This is a genomic window from Bacillus sp. FSL K6-0972 (assembly GCF_037976035.1).
GTDB classification, from domain to species: Bacteria; Bacillota; Bacilli; order Bacillales; family Bacillaceae; genus Bacillus; species Bacillus haynesii.
Window position 1 is genome coordinate 2,090,843 of sequence record NZ_CP150260.1, and the last position, 18,483, is coordinate 2,109,325.

Here is an 18,483-nt window from a genome sequence, read left to right on the forward strand (position 1 = left end):
CCGCTCGTTTAATGGAATCCGAGTAAGTCGGTTATATTTTTTAAAGCTTCCTCGGTCAGCTCGCGATCATCAAAGTCGCTGACGGTTTTCTCTGTTTCAGTCTTGCTGAGACAATGGTTCATCAGCTTTCTGAGAAAGTACTGGCAATCTTGGGAAAGCCGTTCAATGGTTTCTTTTTGAAAACGATTGGTTTCATATGTCATGTTTACGGTCAGTTTGCCTTCAGCTACGAGTGCGCTGATGTCAAGCGACTGTTCTCGCTTCCAAGTGCCGGTGATATCCTCGCCGCCCCCCAAAGGAGAAAATGTAAACGCATCAAGCTGTTCTGTTTCGGTTTGCACCCGGTTTGCGATTTCAAATTGCCCTAGATAGTTAAAGGTGATATCAGGTGCTTTGCCGAATTCGATCTTTGCTTTTTCGGGCGGTGTCATATATTTGAGAACCCCGTATCCAAATCCTTTGTCAGGTATCCGTCTTAATGTGTCTTTTGTTATTTTTAATGTGCGGATCATATATTCTTCATGATGGTCATCCCATGTATTGGGTTCAAGTTGAAGCAAGACTGGATATATGGCGGTAAACCACCCTACGGTTCTGCTGATATCGTGATGTCCCGCCTCAGATTGACGACCGTGCCCTTCAAGCGCGATTTTTAGCGCCTGCTGCGGCGCCCATTGCTGAATAGCGAGTACGGCTGACGCCAAAAGCAAGTCCTGGGTATCCGTATTGTAAGCATTGTGCACATCTTTTAGGAGCGCGTCTGTTTCTTGTTGAGCCAAAGTAAATGATACGGTGTTTCGTTTTTTCAAAGCGGATTTGTCGATATGTGTCTGCTCTTTTGGCAGTGCAACTGTTTCATGTTGTTCGATGGCGCGCCAATAGTCTGCTTGCTGTAATAGTCGCCGGCTTTCAGCATACTTGGCTAATTGTTCGGTATATGTTTGGAATGATGCGGTTTTTGGCGGGAGTGCTATGTCATCTCCGCGAATCGCCTGCTCATAGCCGGATGCCAAGTCTTCCAGGATAATTCGCCATGATATGCCGTCGACGGCCAGGTGATGGATAGAAAGAAATAAGTCATCTCCTTCACTCGAGCGGAAAAGCCCAGCTTGCACCAGCGGTCCGTTTTCCAAGTCCATTGCTTTTTGCAGTTCACGAACTTGGTGTTTGATGATGTGTTCATTGTCTGTTGACGCGCCAGTCAGATTGATGATTCGCAGGTTGTAAAGCTGATCCTCCCCGATGCTCGCCGGACGATTGTACAGGCACAAGTCCCCTCGTTCATCTTTGGCAAATATCAGCCGCAGTACATCGTGATGGACGGTTATCGCTTTTAGCGTTTTTCTCAATGCATCTTCATCTAACGGATTTGCCCGATGCAGCATAACCGACTGATTAAAATGGTGCGCTTCTTTCATATCTTGAGACAGGAACCATTTTTGCACCGGTGACCACTTAACCTCGCCTTCAACAGATGCTTGGCTGATCGGTTGTTGCGATGAACGGACATATGGCGCCAATTCTTGGATTGTCGAATGGCTGAAGATATCTTTTACGGCCAATTGTTTTCCTGATTGATGCAATCTCGCTGAGACTTGCAATGCCTTAATGGAATCTCCGCCAAGCTCAAAAAATGACTCATCAATTCCGATCTTGTCAACACCAAGCACCCCGCACCAGATGGCAGCCAATTCTTTTTCAATATCAGTGGACGGAGCAGTAAATGTTTGTCTAATCTGTGCCTTGTGCGGGATCTTTGCTAGTGCGCGCTTATCCAGCTTCCCGTTTGGCATGGTAGGCAATGCATCAAGCGTTTGGAAAAACGCCGGAACCATGTAAGCCGGCACTTTTTTTGCCAACGCTTTGCGCAGCATACCACAATCTGTGCCGCCTTCAACAACAAGATAAGCGCAGAGTTCCTTATACCCCGCTGCGGTAACAGAATCGACCACAGCTGCTTTTTTTACTCCGGCAAGGCCGGAGAGAGCCGCCTCCACTTCTTTTATCTCTATCCGGTGGCCTCTGATTTTGACTTGTTCATCCATCCTGCCGACATACTGCAATGTGCCGTCCGGCAGCCATTTCGCCAAATCCCCCGTCCGATACATACGCTGATCTGGATGGAACGGATCTTGAACGAAAGCTTGAGCCGTTTGCTTAGGAAGATTGATATAGCCTCTTGCAAGCCCCGGACCTGTAATGCAAAGTTCTCCGGTCACACCGATAGGCTGCAAGTGATTTCCTTTTAAAATATAAACATGTGTATGATCAATCGGCCTGCCGATCGTGACGTTTTCCTGACGTTTTAACTGTCTGGCCGCAGTGGTCGTGATGCTGTTTTCTGTCGGTCCGTATTCATTGGCAATTTCTGTGCCGGGGCAGATCGAGAAGCTTCGATCCAGCAAATTCCGGTCAATCGCTTCTCCCCCTAATGCGACAACTTGCAGTGTTTGTGTATCTTCTGGCTGCAATACGTCAAGCAGTGTCCGATACAGAATCGGAATGAGATTCATATGTGTAATGCCGTAATGGGCCAGGTATTGTTTAATGGCAAGAATGTCTTTCGCTTCTTCTTCAGTCGGGATGACGATTTGCGCTCCTGATATAAGCGGTGCAAACATACTTGTGACAAATGCGTCAAAGGAAAAAGAGGAAAGCTGAAGTGCGATATCATTGTCATGAAATTCATAAAAAGCGCTTCGCCACTGGAGTGTATGAGCAACTCCCCTGTGTTCCACCATGACGCCTTTTGGCTCGCCCGTCGTACCGGATGTATAGATGATATAGGCCAAATGTTCAGGTTCAGCAGCAGATAGAATAGGTGTGGTGTCCTGTTCCCGTACATCTTCAATCAGCAGTACTTCACCTTTAAAACCATCAGGTACTTGATGATATGCCTTGCGATCGGTGATCAGCAGTTTTGCTCCGCTGTCGGCCAATACATACCGTTTGCGTTCGTCCGGATATGCAAGGTCAATTGGGACATAGGCGCCTCCGGATTTCCAAGTCCCGAGGATGGCCGCGATTAAGCCCGTTGATTTGGGAATCATGATACCTACAGCGAGATCCGGACCAATCCCGCGGTCTTGCAAAGTTCTCGCTATTTTATTTGACCATTCGTCTAATTCTTGATAAGTGAGCGCGCCTTCCCGAGTGATGAGAGCTGTTGCCCTCGGCGATTTTGCCGCCTGGCGGGCGAACAATTCATGAACGGTTGTGTTAGGGCGGTGTCGTTCTGTGATCCTGTTGAAGCTCGTCATCAGCAGCTGTTGTTCATTAGCTGTCAGCATGCTGATCGCTTGCAGTGCTGTATGCGGCGCATGGACAATGTGCTGAAGCATTGTCATGAAATGCGATGTCCAGCGCTCGATCGTTTCTTGTTTAAACAAGGATGATGCATATTCAAACCGAAAATGTATGCGTTCATCCCCTTCTGAAACTTGCAGTGTCAGATCAAACTTTGACACGGTCTGAGACATATCGGCAGGCTGAATATGCAGTCCATCCAGGAGAAACTCTTGATGCTCCATATTTTGTACGACAAGCATAGCGTCAAACAGCGGATTGCGGCTCATATCACGGACGACGTCGATCCGGTCGACAAGCTCCTCAAACGGATAATCCTGATGCTCGAATGCCTCGAGTGCCGTTTGGCGGATCTCTCTTAAGAAATCAGTGAAACGTTTGTTTTCTGTCGGATAGGTTCTCATCGCCATTGTGTTGACAAACATCCCCATGACTGGCTCTAAGTCTTTGTGCGGCCGCCCGGCGATCGGCGAACCGATGATGATGTCTTCCTGTCCGCTGAGACGGGCAAGAAGTGTGCTGTATGCGGCAAGAAGAACCATATAAAGGGTGCACCCGTTGTCGCGGGCGATCTTGTAAAGGCCGGCTGAAGTGTCCGCATCAAGTGAAAATGACACGTGGTCTCCGGTAAAGCTCCGCACCGCCGGGCGGGCGTTGTCAGCCGGCAGATCCAGCACCGGCAGCTCACCGTCAAACTGCTTCAGCCAATAGGCCTGCTGTCTTTTGTACACCTCCCCTTGTTTGAATGCCTGTTGCCAGACGGCGTAGTCTTTATATTGAATCCGCAGCGGGTCAAGCGTCCGGTTGGCGTACAACTCGCTGAATTCGCGGATCAAAGTGCCGACAGACACCCCGTCGGAAATGATGTGATGCATGTCCACCAACAACAGGTGGCGGTCCTCCGCTTCCTTCACAAGAGCGGCGCGGAAAAGCGGCGCTTCTTGAAGCTGGAACGGACGAATAAAGTCTTTAGCCGATGCCAACTCCATGAGCTGAAATGGGACATCGTCATGGATGAGCTGAACGGGCTCACCGTCTGCCCCGGTTTCAAACGACGTCCTGAGCGATTCGTGGCGGCTGATCAGCTGCCTGAAAACCTCAGCAAGCCGGGCGTGGACGAGCGGACCTGTCAACTTAAGCGCTGCAGGCATATTGTAGCCTGTGCCGTCTTCGTCAAGCTGCTGAAGCACGTACATTCGCTTTTGCGCCGAGGACACCGGATAGGTGTCCTGTTTGTCCGCCGGTTCAATCGCCGCATATGGGCTCTCATCCAATTCCTGAATCACGGCTGCGAGCTCTTCCAGTGTCGGCTTGGCAAAGATCTCCTTCAGCGGCACCTGCACGCCAAACTCTTTGGCAATGCGGGAGACAAGCGCAGTCGCCTTCAGGGAGTGGCCGCCTTGTTCGAAAAAGTGGTCGCGAATGCCGGCAGGGCCGTATTTCAGCACCTCTTCCCAAAGCTTGGCGAGCTTCATTTCCGTGATGGTTCGCGGCGCGGTGTAAGCGCGTCGTTCAGCCGCTCCGGCGGGAGCAGGCAATGCCTTACGGTCAAGCTTTCCGCTCGGCGTGACAGGCCAGTCACGCATCTCGATGAAGGACGAAGGCATCATGTAGGTTGGCAGTCGCTTGGCCAGCTCTGCCTTTACAGTCTGTTGATCTTGCCCTTCAATATAGGCATAAAGCGCGGTTTCCTCCTCTTCTGTCCGGGCGACAACCGCCGCTTCCCGCACACCGTCGATTTGTCGAATTACCGCTTCGATTTCTCCCGGTTCGATCCGGTAGCCGCGGATTTTCACTTGGCCGTCCGTGCGGCCCAGCCATTCAACGGTGCCGTCCGGTAGCCATCTTGCTAGATCCCCTGTTTGATACATGCGTTCCCCTGGATAAAACGGATCTTCGAGAAACCGTTCTTTTGTCAGTTCCGGCCGATTCAAGTAGCCCCTTGCGACGCCAGCGCCTGCGATATACAATTCTCCTCGACATCCGAACGGCAGAAGCTGCCGCTTTTTATTTAAAATATAGAGTCTCATATTGTGTCCTGATCGGCCGATCGGAACATGGTGAAGCACTTTCCTTTTAGGAACATCAAAGTATGCTGCTTCTACCGTCGCTTCCGTCGGTCCATAGGAATTTGTCAATTCCACCCCCGGCAGAAGCTCATGAAAACGGGAGACGAGGTGCGCTCCCAGCTGCTCTCCGCCTGCAAAGACTCTTTTTAAATGTCCGATGTCGGCCGGTTTTTTTCTATGATTCATATATTCCAAGAATGAGTGGAGCATAGAAGGGACAAAATGAGCCGCTGTCATTCGCTTTTCCTCCAGCGCTTTTAAGATGATTTCAGGATCTTTTTCCCCTCCTTGAGGAAGCAGATAAACAGAAGCCCCGGCAAACGGCCACCAGAACAGCTCCCATATTGAAGCGTCAAACGAGTAAGACGTTTTATGCAGAATCATGTCCGAGTCGTTCAGCCGGTAGCGGGTTTGCAGTGAGTATAAAAAGTTGACCGCGGACCTGTGTTCAACCATGACGCCTTTTGGGCGTCCCGTTGAGCCGGATGTATAGATGATATAGGCTAAGGCATCGGGCGGCACCGGGAGTTTCGGATTGGCTACCGCTTCTCTGTGATTCACGCGGCCGTCATCAAGCGGCAAAATGGTTCCCTCAAACATCGATGCTTCGGCAAGATTAGATTCTGCAAGCAGGATCTTTGCGCCGCTGTCCTCTATTAAAAAATGGATCCGTTCTTTAGGATAGTCCGGGTCGATCGGCAAATAGGCAGCTCCCGCTTTTAAAATGCCATAAATCCCAATCAGCATCTCTGGTGAACGTCTCCCCATTATGGCAATCACATCTTCCTGTTGAATACCGCGGTCTATCAGCTTCCAAGCGATTTGATTGGCTCGTTCATTCAGTTCTCTATAGGAGATGGAGACGCCATCTGCCAAAACGGCCGGACGATCAGGCGTCTTTTCCGCCTGCTGTTCGAGCTGATAATAAAGCGGCTGATCCAGTGGGAAATCGATTTTTTTCATCGGGCTGAAGTTTTGCAGAAGTGCGCTTTGTTCCTTTTTCGATAGTATTGATAACTGATCCAGTTCCAACTCAGGATGCTGTGCTGCGTTTTGGGCCAAAGTTTTAAAAAAGTCGGCCCATTTTTGGATCGTTTCCCGTTCAAACAAATCTGTACTGTATTCAAACTGACAGTATAATTGTCCGCCGCTTTCGGCCATATACAGTGACAGGTCGAATTTAGAAATTGGATGGCTGATATCTTTCTGTCGAAGCTCAATGCCATCCATCAACAGCTCTTGCCGCTCCATATTTTGCAGTGCAAACGTTGTGTCAAAAAGCGGGTTTCGGCTCATCTCCCGCTGAACAGCGAGACGGTCAACCAGCTCCTCTAACGGATAATCTTGATGTTCATAGGCTTCAAGAGCTGTTCCTCGAATGTCCTGTAAATATTTTTTGAAAGATATTCCGCTCACCGGACGTGTTCGAAAAGCCAATGTGTTCACAAACATTCCGAGCACGGATTCAAGATCAGCATGCGGTCTGCCCGCGATCGGCGAACCGACGATGATCTCTTCCTGACCGCTTAGCCGTGATAATAAAACGTTGTATATTCCAAGAAGCGTCATATACAGCGTGCACCTGTTTTCTCCTGCGAGCTGTTTTAAACGTGATGTAAGCTCTTGACTGATTACAAACGGTACCCTGTCACCTGCAAAGCTTTTTGCCGCGGGACGCGGTTTATCCGTTGGCAATTCGAGCACTGGCAGCTCCCCGGCCAGTTGTTTGAGCCAATATGATTCTTGCCGCTTGTATATGTCACTTGTTTTGAATGTTTCCTGCCATGCGGCATAGTCTTTATATTGAATGCGTAACGGGGCCAGTTCATGTCCTTTATACAGCTCGCTAAATTCCCGCATGAGCAATTGGATGGAGACACCGTCTGAAATAATATGGTGCATGTCCACTAAAAGCAGATATCGTCCTTTTTCAATAGTCACAAAGCCTGCCCTGAAAAGCGGAGCTTTTCCAAGATCAAACGGCCGGATAAATGATTCAGATGAAGATTCGCTCAGAAATTCAAACGGCACCTTTTCATGAATCCGCTGCACCGGCTCGCCGTCTTCTCCTGCCTCGAATGATGTCCTAAGGGGCTCATGCCGGCGGATCAGTTCTCGAAATACAGCTTCTACCCTCAGTCGGTCGAGCTCGCCTGTCAGCTCCAAAACGGCCGGAATGTTGTAGCTGACTCCTCCGCTATCAAGCTGGTGCAGAACATACATCCGTTTTTGTGCGGAAGAAACCGGATATGTCTCCTTTGTCCGTACTTGCTGAATCGAGGCAAACGGGTTTTCCTCCGCTTCACTGATGACAGCTGCCAACCCTTCTACGGTCGGATGAGCAAAGACATCGCTTAATGGAATCTGAACGTTCCATTCTTTGGCGATGCGAGAGATGAGCGATGTTGCTTTTAAAGAATGGCCGCCCAGTTCAAAAAAGTTGTCGCGGATGCCGACTGGCCCCCTTTTCAGTACATCTTCCCAAAGCAGTGAAAGCCTGAGCTCATTCAAATTGCGAGGTGCGGCATATGACTGAAGTGAAGCAGATGATGTTGGTTCTGGGAGGGCGCTTTTGTCGACTTTTCCATTTGCGGTAAGCGGAATCGTTTGCACGTCAGTCCATTTTACAGGCATCATGTAGTCAGGGATGACGTCGGCCAAATCGTGACGTAATGCAGAAGGGTCGATCGGTTTTCGCGTGCTGTAGTATGCGCACAATTCATGTTCCCCTTCACTGTCTTTCTGAACAAGGACAACCGCTTCCTTAACAGCAGGATGATTCGCCAATGTCACCTCAATTTCCTTCGGTTCGACCCGGTAACCCCTGATTTTCACTTGATCATCAGTCCGGCCGATATAGTCGATTTGTCCGTCTGTGCGAAGCCTTGCGATATCTCCTGTTCGATACATGACGGCTCCCGCTCTAAACGGATCGGGCAAAAACTTCTGTTTTGTCAAGTCTGGATTGTTGACATATCCTCTCCCGACGCTCGCGCCGGATATATAAAGCTCCCCTGCTACACCGCGGGGCTGAAGCCGTTTGTGTTTGTCAAGAATATTCATGGCGGTATGGCTGATCGGTTTACCGATCGGCGGAGCATCCGGGATGTCGTCCTCAGGATGAATGGTGCATGTCGAGACGACATGGGTTTCCGCCGGCCCGTAATGATTATGCAAGCGTATGTCTCGCTGCTTTAGCAGAGCCTTAAAAATATGCGAGACCGTCAATTGCTCTCCCGCTGTAATGACATGCTTGACACAGCTTGGAAAATTGTTCGCATAGTGTTCTTCGTTAAAAAGCATTTTCACAAAAGCCGTCGGGAAAAAGACGACTTCTGTTTGCTGCGTATTGATCAACAAAAACAACTGAGCTGGGTCACGTTTGATTGATTCAGGCGCGATGCAAAGCGTGCCGCCGCTAAGCAAGGTGGTAAACAGTTCTTGATAGCAGACGTCAAACGCACAAGATGCATACTGCAGCACATTTGTTTTGAAATCAATACGTGAGTTTTTAAATTGGTCTTCAAGCAAGTTGGCCATATTTCGATGTTCAAATAAAACGCCCTTCGGTTTTCCCGTTGTCCCTGATGTATACATGATGTAAAGCAAATCCTCCGCTGTGTTTACCGTCTCGACATTGCTTCCGTCTCTTTCTGCATCTGCTTCTTCTATAAATGTCACACTGCACTCTGTTCCGACTGATTTTGCAACAGCCGCCAAATTGCGCTGCGATACAATGTGCTGACAGCCGCTGTTTTCTATACAATAGCGAATGCGTTCAGCAGGATGGTTCAGGTCAATCGGAACAAAAGCCGCACCCGCTTTTATAATGCCGAGGACTCCCGCCGCTAAAGCGGGAGATCGTTCGACCATGATCGCCACCGGCTCCTGGTGTTTGACACCCCGTTTACGGAGAAGGCGCGCAAGTTTGTTGGCCGTTTCATTCAGCTCTTGATAGGTGATCGACTGCCCTTCGTAGTGAATGGCTTTTTCATCAGGTGATTGTGCCACCTGAAGTTCGAACATCGACTGGATCGTTTCATATTTGCGCGGCTTCGTCTCTATTTTCAATGTGCTGAGCAGGTTTTCATGTTCCTGCTTTGTTGTGATTGTCAATTCCTCCGGGGGCAAATTCGGATTTTGCAGCACTTGTGCGATAATATGCTGCAAGTGGCCTTTGACGCTTTCGATGAAAGAACGTTCATGGATGCCGGAATCAAATCTCATTTTGAGATGAATGTCTTCTCCCGGTGCCACCATCAGATAAAAGCTGTAGTTGGTCTCGTCTTCCATGTTGAAATCATGAATGTGAAACAGATCATCTGCATTTTGTCCGTTGTTCAGCAGTGCGATTTCTTTTTCAACAGGATAATTTTCAAAAACAAGAATATGGTCGATTAAGCCTTGTTTGACGGCGGATTCCGCCTGTATCTCATAGAGTGGGTGGTAGCTGTACGGCTGCCCATTGAGCGCATCTTTTTGCACTTGTTTGATCAGTTTCACAAAAGGCACTTTTGTACCGGTAACCCGCACCGGCACCGTGTTAATGAAAAGGCCGATCATCCGCTCTATTCCTGCAATTTCAGACGGCCTGCCGGAAATAACTGAACCGAAAACCGCATCATCCGTCTGATTATAAGCTTGCAGCAAAATTCCCCAAAGCGTGTGAAAAATGGTGCTCAGTGTGACTTCTTCCTTTGCGGCCAGCTCTTTCAGCTTGGCCGTAACTGTTTTAGAAAGGGAAAAGGTGACTTCTTCTTGTCTGTTTTTGGCGCCCGCTTTTTTTAGCTTTGGCAGCCCGCTCTGCTGGTCATATCCTTCAAGATATTGCTCCCAGTATCGGGCGGCTGCTTCTTTGTCCTGCTCCATCAGCCATTGAATATAAGTCCCGTAAGGCACAGCAGGCTCAAGCTTTAATGGTGCTTGGTGCAAAAGGGAAGCGTATATATGGAAAAACTCCTTCAGGACAATCCCGAGGCACCAGCCGTCCATAATGATGTGATGGAAGCTCCAAATGCATGTGAATTCGCGTTCCCCTGTTTTGAAAAGAATGACGCGCATCAGTCCATCTTTTTGCAAATGAAACCCTTTAGCCCTGTCTGTTTTTTTGACCTCATCGATCAATGCGAGCTGGCTGGATCGGTCCAAAAAAGTCAGATCTTTTTCTTCAATGGTGATCGTCCGTTCTTTTAAGACAACCTGCTGTGGAACGGATACATTTTGACTGACAAAAATCGTTCTGAAAATGTCGTGCCGGGCGCACAGAACAGCGATGCTTTTCTGAAAAATGTCTGTGTCAACCTTTCCTGTCATTGAAAATGAGGCTTGTTCGACGTATGCCTGTGAGTCCTTTTTGAGAAGGTTGTGAAATAGCATGCCTTCCTGCATATAAGAAAGCGGATAAATATCCTGAATCTCATGCTTTTTTGTCATATTTTCTCCCTGCCTCCTGTTTCTACAGTTCTTCGACAAAGCTCGCAATACTGCCCAAATCTTCCGCTGTTAACGATTGGCTGCTAAAATCGCTGACCGTTTTTTCTGTTTCTTGTTTCCCGGCGCAATGGTTGATGATTTGGTGCAAATATTGTTTCAACGTATGCAACAGCTGTTTCATTGTTGTTGTTTGGAAGCGGCTTGGCGGATAGCTCAAATTGAAATACAGCTGATTTTGCCTTACCATGGCGCTCATCTCCAGCGTTTGTTCGCGCTGCCATGTAGGTGTAATGTCTTTCCCGCTTGCAAGCCCCGAAAAGCTGAACATTTGTTGGCGTTCTGTATCATTGAATTGCCCTAAATAGTTAAAACCGATTTCAGGCGCTTTGCCAAACTGAATTGTTTTGTTTTCAGGTGCTGTTAAATATTTTAAAATGCCGTATCCAATTCCTTTGTCCGGTATTCTGCCAAGCGTATCTTTGACTGTTTTTATCGCCAGCCCCAGTTCGCCTTCAGCTGCGTGTAAATCAATCAATACAGGATACATTGAAGTGAACCAGCCGACCGTCCGGCTGATGTCCAATTCAGGAAGGATCTGTTCCCTTCCGTGTCCTTCCATCGCAATGCGCAGTTTTCTTTCTCCCAGCCAATCACACAGAGCTAATGATACGGCCGTCAGCAGAATATCCTGGGTGTCTGTGCTGTAGGCGCTGTTGACCTTGTGGATTAAAACGTGCGTGTCTTCTTCTGAAAGGGTAAAGCTTACCGTTTTCCGAATGTTGTCCGCAGCGCTTTGCGGTTTTTCACAAGGAAGCAAAGCCGCTTTTTCTTCTTCAACAGTGCGCCAATACGATTGTTCACGAATGATCTTGCTGCTCTCTGCGTATTCCGAAAGCCGATTTGCGAAATATTGGTATGAGTCCGTTTTCCGCGGAAGCTGGACCGGTTGTCCTGCGACCGCCTGACTGTATGCTGCCGATAAATCCTCAAGCAAAATCCGCCATGAGACCCCGTCGACGACCAGGTGATGAATGGTGAGAAATAAATAAGCTCCCGACCTTGTGTTGAACAAGCCTGCTTTTAGCAGTGGGCCTTTTTGCAAATGGATACTGCGCTGCAAACCAGCGACTTCGTCTTCAATCATGTTCTCCCATTGTGCTGTTTTAGAAAGGTCTCTTATGTTCAGACTGTAAAGTTCTCCATGAATCCCTCTGTTAAATTGCTGCAGTCGTCCGCCGTCATCGCTGATTGTCATGCGGAGGGCATCATGATGGATAACAAGATGCTGTAAAGCCGTCCGCAGCGGCTGTTCCTGAAATCCTTCTGAGCTGTGAAGCATGACAGATTGGTTGAAATGCTGCCGCTCTTCGATATGCTGCGCGAGGAACCAGCGCTGAACGGGCGTCCAAGGAACTTCTCCTTCAATCGGCCGCTGATCTATACTTCTCTCAGTCTTGCGGATGAAAGGTGCTGTTTCTTTAATAGTTGGATGGCGGAATAAGTCGCTTGCCGTGATTTTCAAGTCAAAACGTCCAAGACGAGCAGATACTTGGAGGGCTTTAATCGAATCGCCTCCCAGTTCAAAAAACGAATCTTCTATACCGACTTTCTCAACGCCGAGAACCTCTTGCCAGATCATGGCAAGCTGTTCCTCCAGCTGATTGCGCGGAGGGGCATATGCTGTGTTGATCGTTGTGGTCTCCGGTTCAGGCAGCGCTCTTCTGTCGAGCTTTCCGTTTTGTGTCAGAGGCAAGGCGGCAAGCTCAACCAAATGCGCCGGAACCATAAACCCAGGCAATTGTTGAGAAAGAAGAGATCTGACTTTCTCGATATCCATTTCCACTTGCAGACTCATATAGGCAAGGAGTTCTTTGTGTCCCGAGGGACCGGTTCTCACGATAACGGCGGCTTCTTTGACACCGTCAATCTGCCGCAATGCTGCTTCAATTTCTCCCAGCTCAATCCGGTAGCCGCGAATTTTTACTTGATCGTCCATCCGGCCGATATATTCAATCGTCCCATCCGGCAGCCAGCGGGCCAAATCACCGGTCCGGTACATTCGTTCACCAGGTGCGAAGGGATTTGGCACAAATTTTTCTTTCGTCAGTTCAGGTCTTCCGAAGTAGCCTCTGGCTAGTCCATCCCCGCCAACGCATAATTCTCCGATTACACCAATGGGCTGCAATGTCCCGCGGCTGTTGACAATATAGGCGGTTGAATTAGCGATTGGACGGCCGATCGGAATGGAATGCCTATACTCGTGTTCGATCCGGAAGCACGTTGAGAATGTTGTATTTTCCGTTGGACCGTAACCATTCCATAGCGCGAGATCCGGCGACGCGTTGTGTACGCGGTTGACATGGTTTGGCGACAGTGCTTCTCCGCCGATAATCAATCTGGACAGGTCGGAAAATGTTCGCTCATTTTGTTCTGATAATTGATTAAATAAGGATGATGTCAGCCATAAGGTCGTGATTCCGTTATGCTGTATGAATGCTTTGAGCTGATCGGAATCTAAATAGGTTTCTTTATCACTGATGTATAAACGAGCACCGTTTAAAAGCGGTCCGAATATTTCAAATGTCATCGCGTCAAATCCTAACGAGGCTGTCAATAAAAGCCTGTCTTCAGGTGTAAACGCCATATCGGTGTTTTTCACGAGGCGGACGATACCGCGCTGTTCAACCATTACGCCTTTTGGCGTGCCGGTTGATCCGGATGTATACATGATATAAGCGAGAGAATCAGGACCGCCCTGCTGTTCGGGATTGCTTGCTGAAATTCCAGTCTCAAGCTGGATGTTTTCTATGAATAACCGTTTTCCAGCAACAGGACATTCTAATTGATCTGATTGAAGGAGAATATCTGCTTTGCTGTCAGACAGCATCCATTCCAGCCGTTCTGTCGGCATGTCTTCAGTGACGGGAAGATAGGCTCCGCCGGCTTTTAAAATGCCGAGAATTCCGACTGCAAGTTCAGGCGTGCGATTTGTTAATAGTGCGACAACACTTTCTGAACCGACGCCATTTGCTCGAAGCGCAACGGCTATTCTGTTGGCCCGTTCGTTTAATTCCCGGTAAGTCAAGGTTTGTCTATCATGTATAACAGCCAATGCATGAGGTGTTTTGGCAGCTTGATGTTCAAATAAACGGCTGATCGTTTCGTGTTTTGGATAGTCTTGATTTGTCTGATTAAATGTGTGAATCAATACGTTTGTCTCATGTTTATCCAATACATGGATGTCACCGAGATGAATGTTCTGATGTTCGATCACAAGTTTGAGAATACGAATATAGTAGGAAACCCATTTCTTGATCGTCTGTTTTTGATAGATGTCTGTATTGAATTCAACATCAAAACGGATTGTCCCTTGATCTTCTTCAGCTGCATAAAGAGTCATATCAAACTTAGAGACTTTATGGGCGTTATGAGCTACAGTCGCCAAATGCAAGTCATGCAGAGTGAGTGATTCCCGTTCCATATTTTGCAGAACGAACATGACGTCAAATAGCGGATTGCGGCTCATATCACGGACGACGCCGAGCCGGTCGACAAGCTCCTCAAACGGATAATCCTGATGCTCGAATGCCTCAAGCGCCGTTTGGCGGACCTCCCTTAAGAAATCAGGGAAACGTTTGTTTTCTGCCGGCTGCGATCTGATCGCCAATGTGTTGACAAACATCCCGATGACAGGTTCTAAGTCTTTGTGCGGCCGCCCGGCGATCGGCGAACCGATGATGATGTCTTCCTGCCTGCTGAGACGGGCAAGAAGTGTGCTGTATGCGGCGATAAGAACCATATACAGAGTACACCCGTTTTCGCGGGCGATCTTGTAAAGGCCGGCCGTCGTTTCCGCATCAAGCGTGCAGGACACATGATCTCCGGTAAAGCTCCGCACCGCCGGGCGGGCGTTGTCGGCCGGCAGATCCAGAACCGGCAGCTCGCCGTCGAGCTGCTTCAGCCAATAGGCCTCCTGTCTTTTGTACACCTCCCCTTGTTTGAATGCCTGTTGCCAGACGGCGTAGTCTTTATATTGAATCCGCAGCGGGTCAAGCGTCCGGCTGGCGGACACCTCGCTGAATTCATGGATCAAGGTGCCGACAGACACCCCGTCGGAAATGATGTGATGCATGTCCACCAACAACAGGTGGCGGTCCTCTGCTTCCTTCACAAGAGCGGCGCGGAAAAGCGGCGCTTCTTGAAGGCGGAACGGACGGACAAAGTCTTCAGCCGATGCCAACTCCATGAGCTGAAATGGGACATCGTCATGGATGCGCTGAACGGGCTCACCGTCAGCCCCGGTTTCAAATGATGTCCTGAGCGAATCGTGGCGGCGGATCAGCTGTCTGAATACCTCATCAAGCCGCGCGCGGTCGAGCGGTCCTGTCAGCTTAAGCGCTGCCGGCATATTGTAGCCGACACCGCCGTCTTCCAGCTGCTGAAGCACGTACATTCGCTTTTGCGCCGAGGACACCGGATAGGTGTCCTGTTTGCCCGCCGGTTCAATCGCCGCATATGGGCTTTCATCCAGTTCCTGAATCACGGCTGCGATCTCTTCCAGTGTCGGCTTGGCAAAGATCTCCTTCAGCGGCACCTGCACGCCAAACTCCTTGGAAATGCGGGAGACGAGCGCTGTCGCCTTCAGGGAGTGGCCGCCTTGTTCGAAAAAGTGGTCGCGAATGCCGGCAGGGCCGTTTTTCAGCACCTCTTCCCATAGCTGGGCGAGCTTCATTTCCGTGATGGTTCGCGGCGCGGTGTAAGCGCGGCATTCGGCCGCTTCAGCGGGAGCGGGCAGCGCCTTGCGGTCGAGCTTTCCGCTCGGGGTGACAGGCCAGTCACGCATCTCGATGAATGATGAAGGCATCATATAGGCCGGCAGGCGCTTAGTCAGTTCTGTCCTCACGGTCTGTTGATCGTGACCTTCAATATAGGCATAAAGCTTTGTTTCCTCCCCTTCTGTCCGAGCGACAACCGCCGATTCCCGCACACCGTCGATTTGTCGAAGCGCCGCTTCGACTTCACCTGGTTCGATCCGGTAGCCGCGGATTTTCACTTGGCCGTCCGTGCGGCCCAGCCATTCAACGGTGCCGTCCGGAAGCCATCTTGCCAGATCGCCTGTTTGATACATGCGTTCGCCTGGAAAAAACGGGTCATCGAGAAACCGTTCTTTTGTCAGTTCCGGACGGTTCAAGTAGCCCCTCGCGACCCCCGCGCCTGCGATATACAGTTCTCCAGCTACTCCGGCTGGCTGGACGGCTTTCTCACTGTCTAAAATATAAAGGCGCGCCCCTGGTACAGGTTTTCCGATCGGAAGCCGCATCCGTTCCTTGTCTTTTTCATGGTCGTACAGATAAAATGCGGCATCCACCGTAGCTTCTGTCGGCCCGTAGCCGTGAATGACCGCAGTCTCCGGCAAAGAGCGGGCAAATCGCGCGGCTGTCTGGGGAGCGAGCGCTTCACCTCCGGCGAATACACGTTTCAAGGTTTTCGCAAGGGTTGTCATTTTCTCATCTGTTTCCATTTCCACCTGGTCTAAAAAGCTGTTCGCCATCGCCGGGATAAAATGAGCCGTCGTCACCCCTTCATTGACGAAGGCTTCTGTCATCAAAGCGGGATCTTTCTCCCAGCCCGGCGGAAGCAGATACATGGAGGCGCCGGGTATCATCCACCAAAACAACTGCCAGATCGAAGCATCAAATGAAAACGACGACTTCAGCACGATGACATCATCTTCAGTTAATGGGAACTGCCGCTGCATGCCGGACAAAAAGGCGACAGCCTGGCGATGTTCAACCGCAACCCCCTTCGGTGTCCCGGTTGAACCGGATGTATAGATGACATAGGCGAGTGAGCCGCCATCTGTATGAGCACGAACCGGTTCTGTCTCCGCTGGTTCAGCTTGAAGAGATGACAGATTGACCTCAAGTGCCTCACCGGAAAAACCGGAGACGGATAACCCCGGTCCTGTGACGAGAAGCTTGGCACCGCTGTCGCTCAACATGTACCTGAGCCGTTCTTCAGGATAGTCCGGATCAAGCGGCACGTAAGCGCCGCCGGCTTTCAAAACAGCCAGCACCGCGATCACCATCTCTGGTGAACGATCGGCGAGCACACCGATGACGCTTTCTTCGGCGACGCCTTTTTTCTTCAGACGGACAGCAAGCTGATTTGTGTACTGATCAAGCTCTCGGTACGTTAAGATACCGCCGGAAAAACGAAGCGCCGGCAGGTGCGGCGAAAGGGCGACACGGCGGGTGAATAGACCGTTCAGCGTCGGCGCCAAAGGTGCGGCGGACTCTGTTTGATTGAATTTGTACAGCATCTCTTTGGCGGTCTCTTCGCCAAGCAATGAAATTTGCGCGATTTGCTGATTGGGATCAGCGATGACAGAGCCGATGATATGGCGCAAATACAGTTCGATTTTTTTCATCATGGCTGGATCATACTGTCCGATATCAAAATTTATGCGAATATAAAGCGAGCTTCCCGGAATGATTTTAATGCTGCATCCATAGTTGGTGACTTCCTCCATTTGAAAATCTTCGACTGTGAAATCGAACGCATCGGCTTGATTCAGGCTTTCAATCTCGCGCTGGGTCGGTATGTTTTCAAATACGACAATATGGTCAAACAGCTCCTGTTTCAGCGTGCTTTGCGCCTGAATATCATATAAAGGATAATAATTGTACGCTTCTGCTTTCAGTGTTTCCTGCTGTAAGCAGCTGACCAGTTCCGAAAAGGAATTCGACCCGCTTTTGACCCGGACGGGAATGGTGTTAATAAAAAGACCGACCATTTTTTCTACGTCATCAAGATCAGACGGCCTCCCGGAAATAACTGAGCCGAAGACTGCGTCATCACAGCGGTTGATCTTTTGCAGCACGATTCCCCATAATGCCTGAAAAACCGTGTTCAGCGTCGCGCCTGCGTTCGTGGCCAATTTACGCAGCCCATCAGTCTGCTCTTTAGATACTGTAAATGCCATCTGTTGCAGCGTTCCTTTTGAGGATGTCGATTTTTTGGGCAGTGATGTCGTTTGTTTGACGCTTGAAAGTCTTGTTTTCCAGAATGTCTCTGCTTCTTTTCGATCTTGGCGCATCAGCCATTTAATATACTTGCTGAACGGTTGAACCGGTTCTAAATAAGGAAGCTGTCCCTTTCCTAAAGCCTTGTAAATGGCCAAAAATTCTTTCATCACAATTCCGAAGCACCAGCCATCCATTAAAATGTGGTGATGGCTCCAAATACAATTATATTGCTCATGTGCCCTTTTTAAGATGGATACTCTCATAAGAGGGTCTGTTTGCAAATCAAATCCTTTTTTCTTGTCGTCTTGTTTGAATTGATCGACAAATGCTTCTTTAGCCGCCTCGTCTAGATGAGAAATATCAACAAATTGAAGGCGGATTGGCCGTCTTTTCAAAACGACTTGACGCGGCTTTGCCACATTTTTGTGTATAAACGCAGTGCGGAAAATATCATAGCGTTCAATCAGCGCGTCTAAACTTTTTTGAAACCGTTCTGTATCGAGCGAGCCGTTTATCGTAAACGATGCCTGTTCAAAGTAGGCTCTAGACTCCTGATCCAACAGCGAATGAAACAGCATGCCCTCCTGCATGAAAGATAAAGGATAGATATCTTGTATTTCCGGTTGCTGCACCATCAGCGACTCTCC

Annotated in this window: 2 protein-coding genes; both read right to left on the bottom strand. The window is 49.3% G+C overall.

Annotated features, from left to right (window positions below; genetic code table 11):
- Nucleotides 1–8: 8 nt before the first annotated feature.
- Entirely contained in the window at nucleotides 9–10,808 is a 10,800-nt protein-coding gene (locus MKX80_RS10620; protein WP_339228488.1) for an amino acid adenylation domain-containing protein, read from the bottom strand.
- Between the two features lie 22 nt (nucleotides 10,809–10,830).
- Complete coding sequence (locus tag MKX80_RS10625; protein ID WP_339228490.1) at nucleotides 10,831–18,471, bottom strand: amino acid adenylation domain-containing protein; 7,641 nt, start codon at nucleotides 18,469–18,471, stop codon at nucleotides 10,831–10,833.
- Nucleotides 18,472–18,483: the final 12 nt, after the last annotated feature.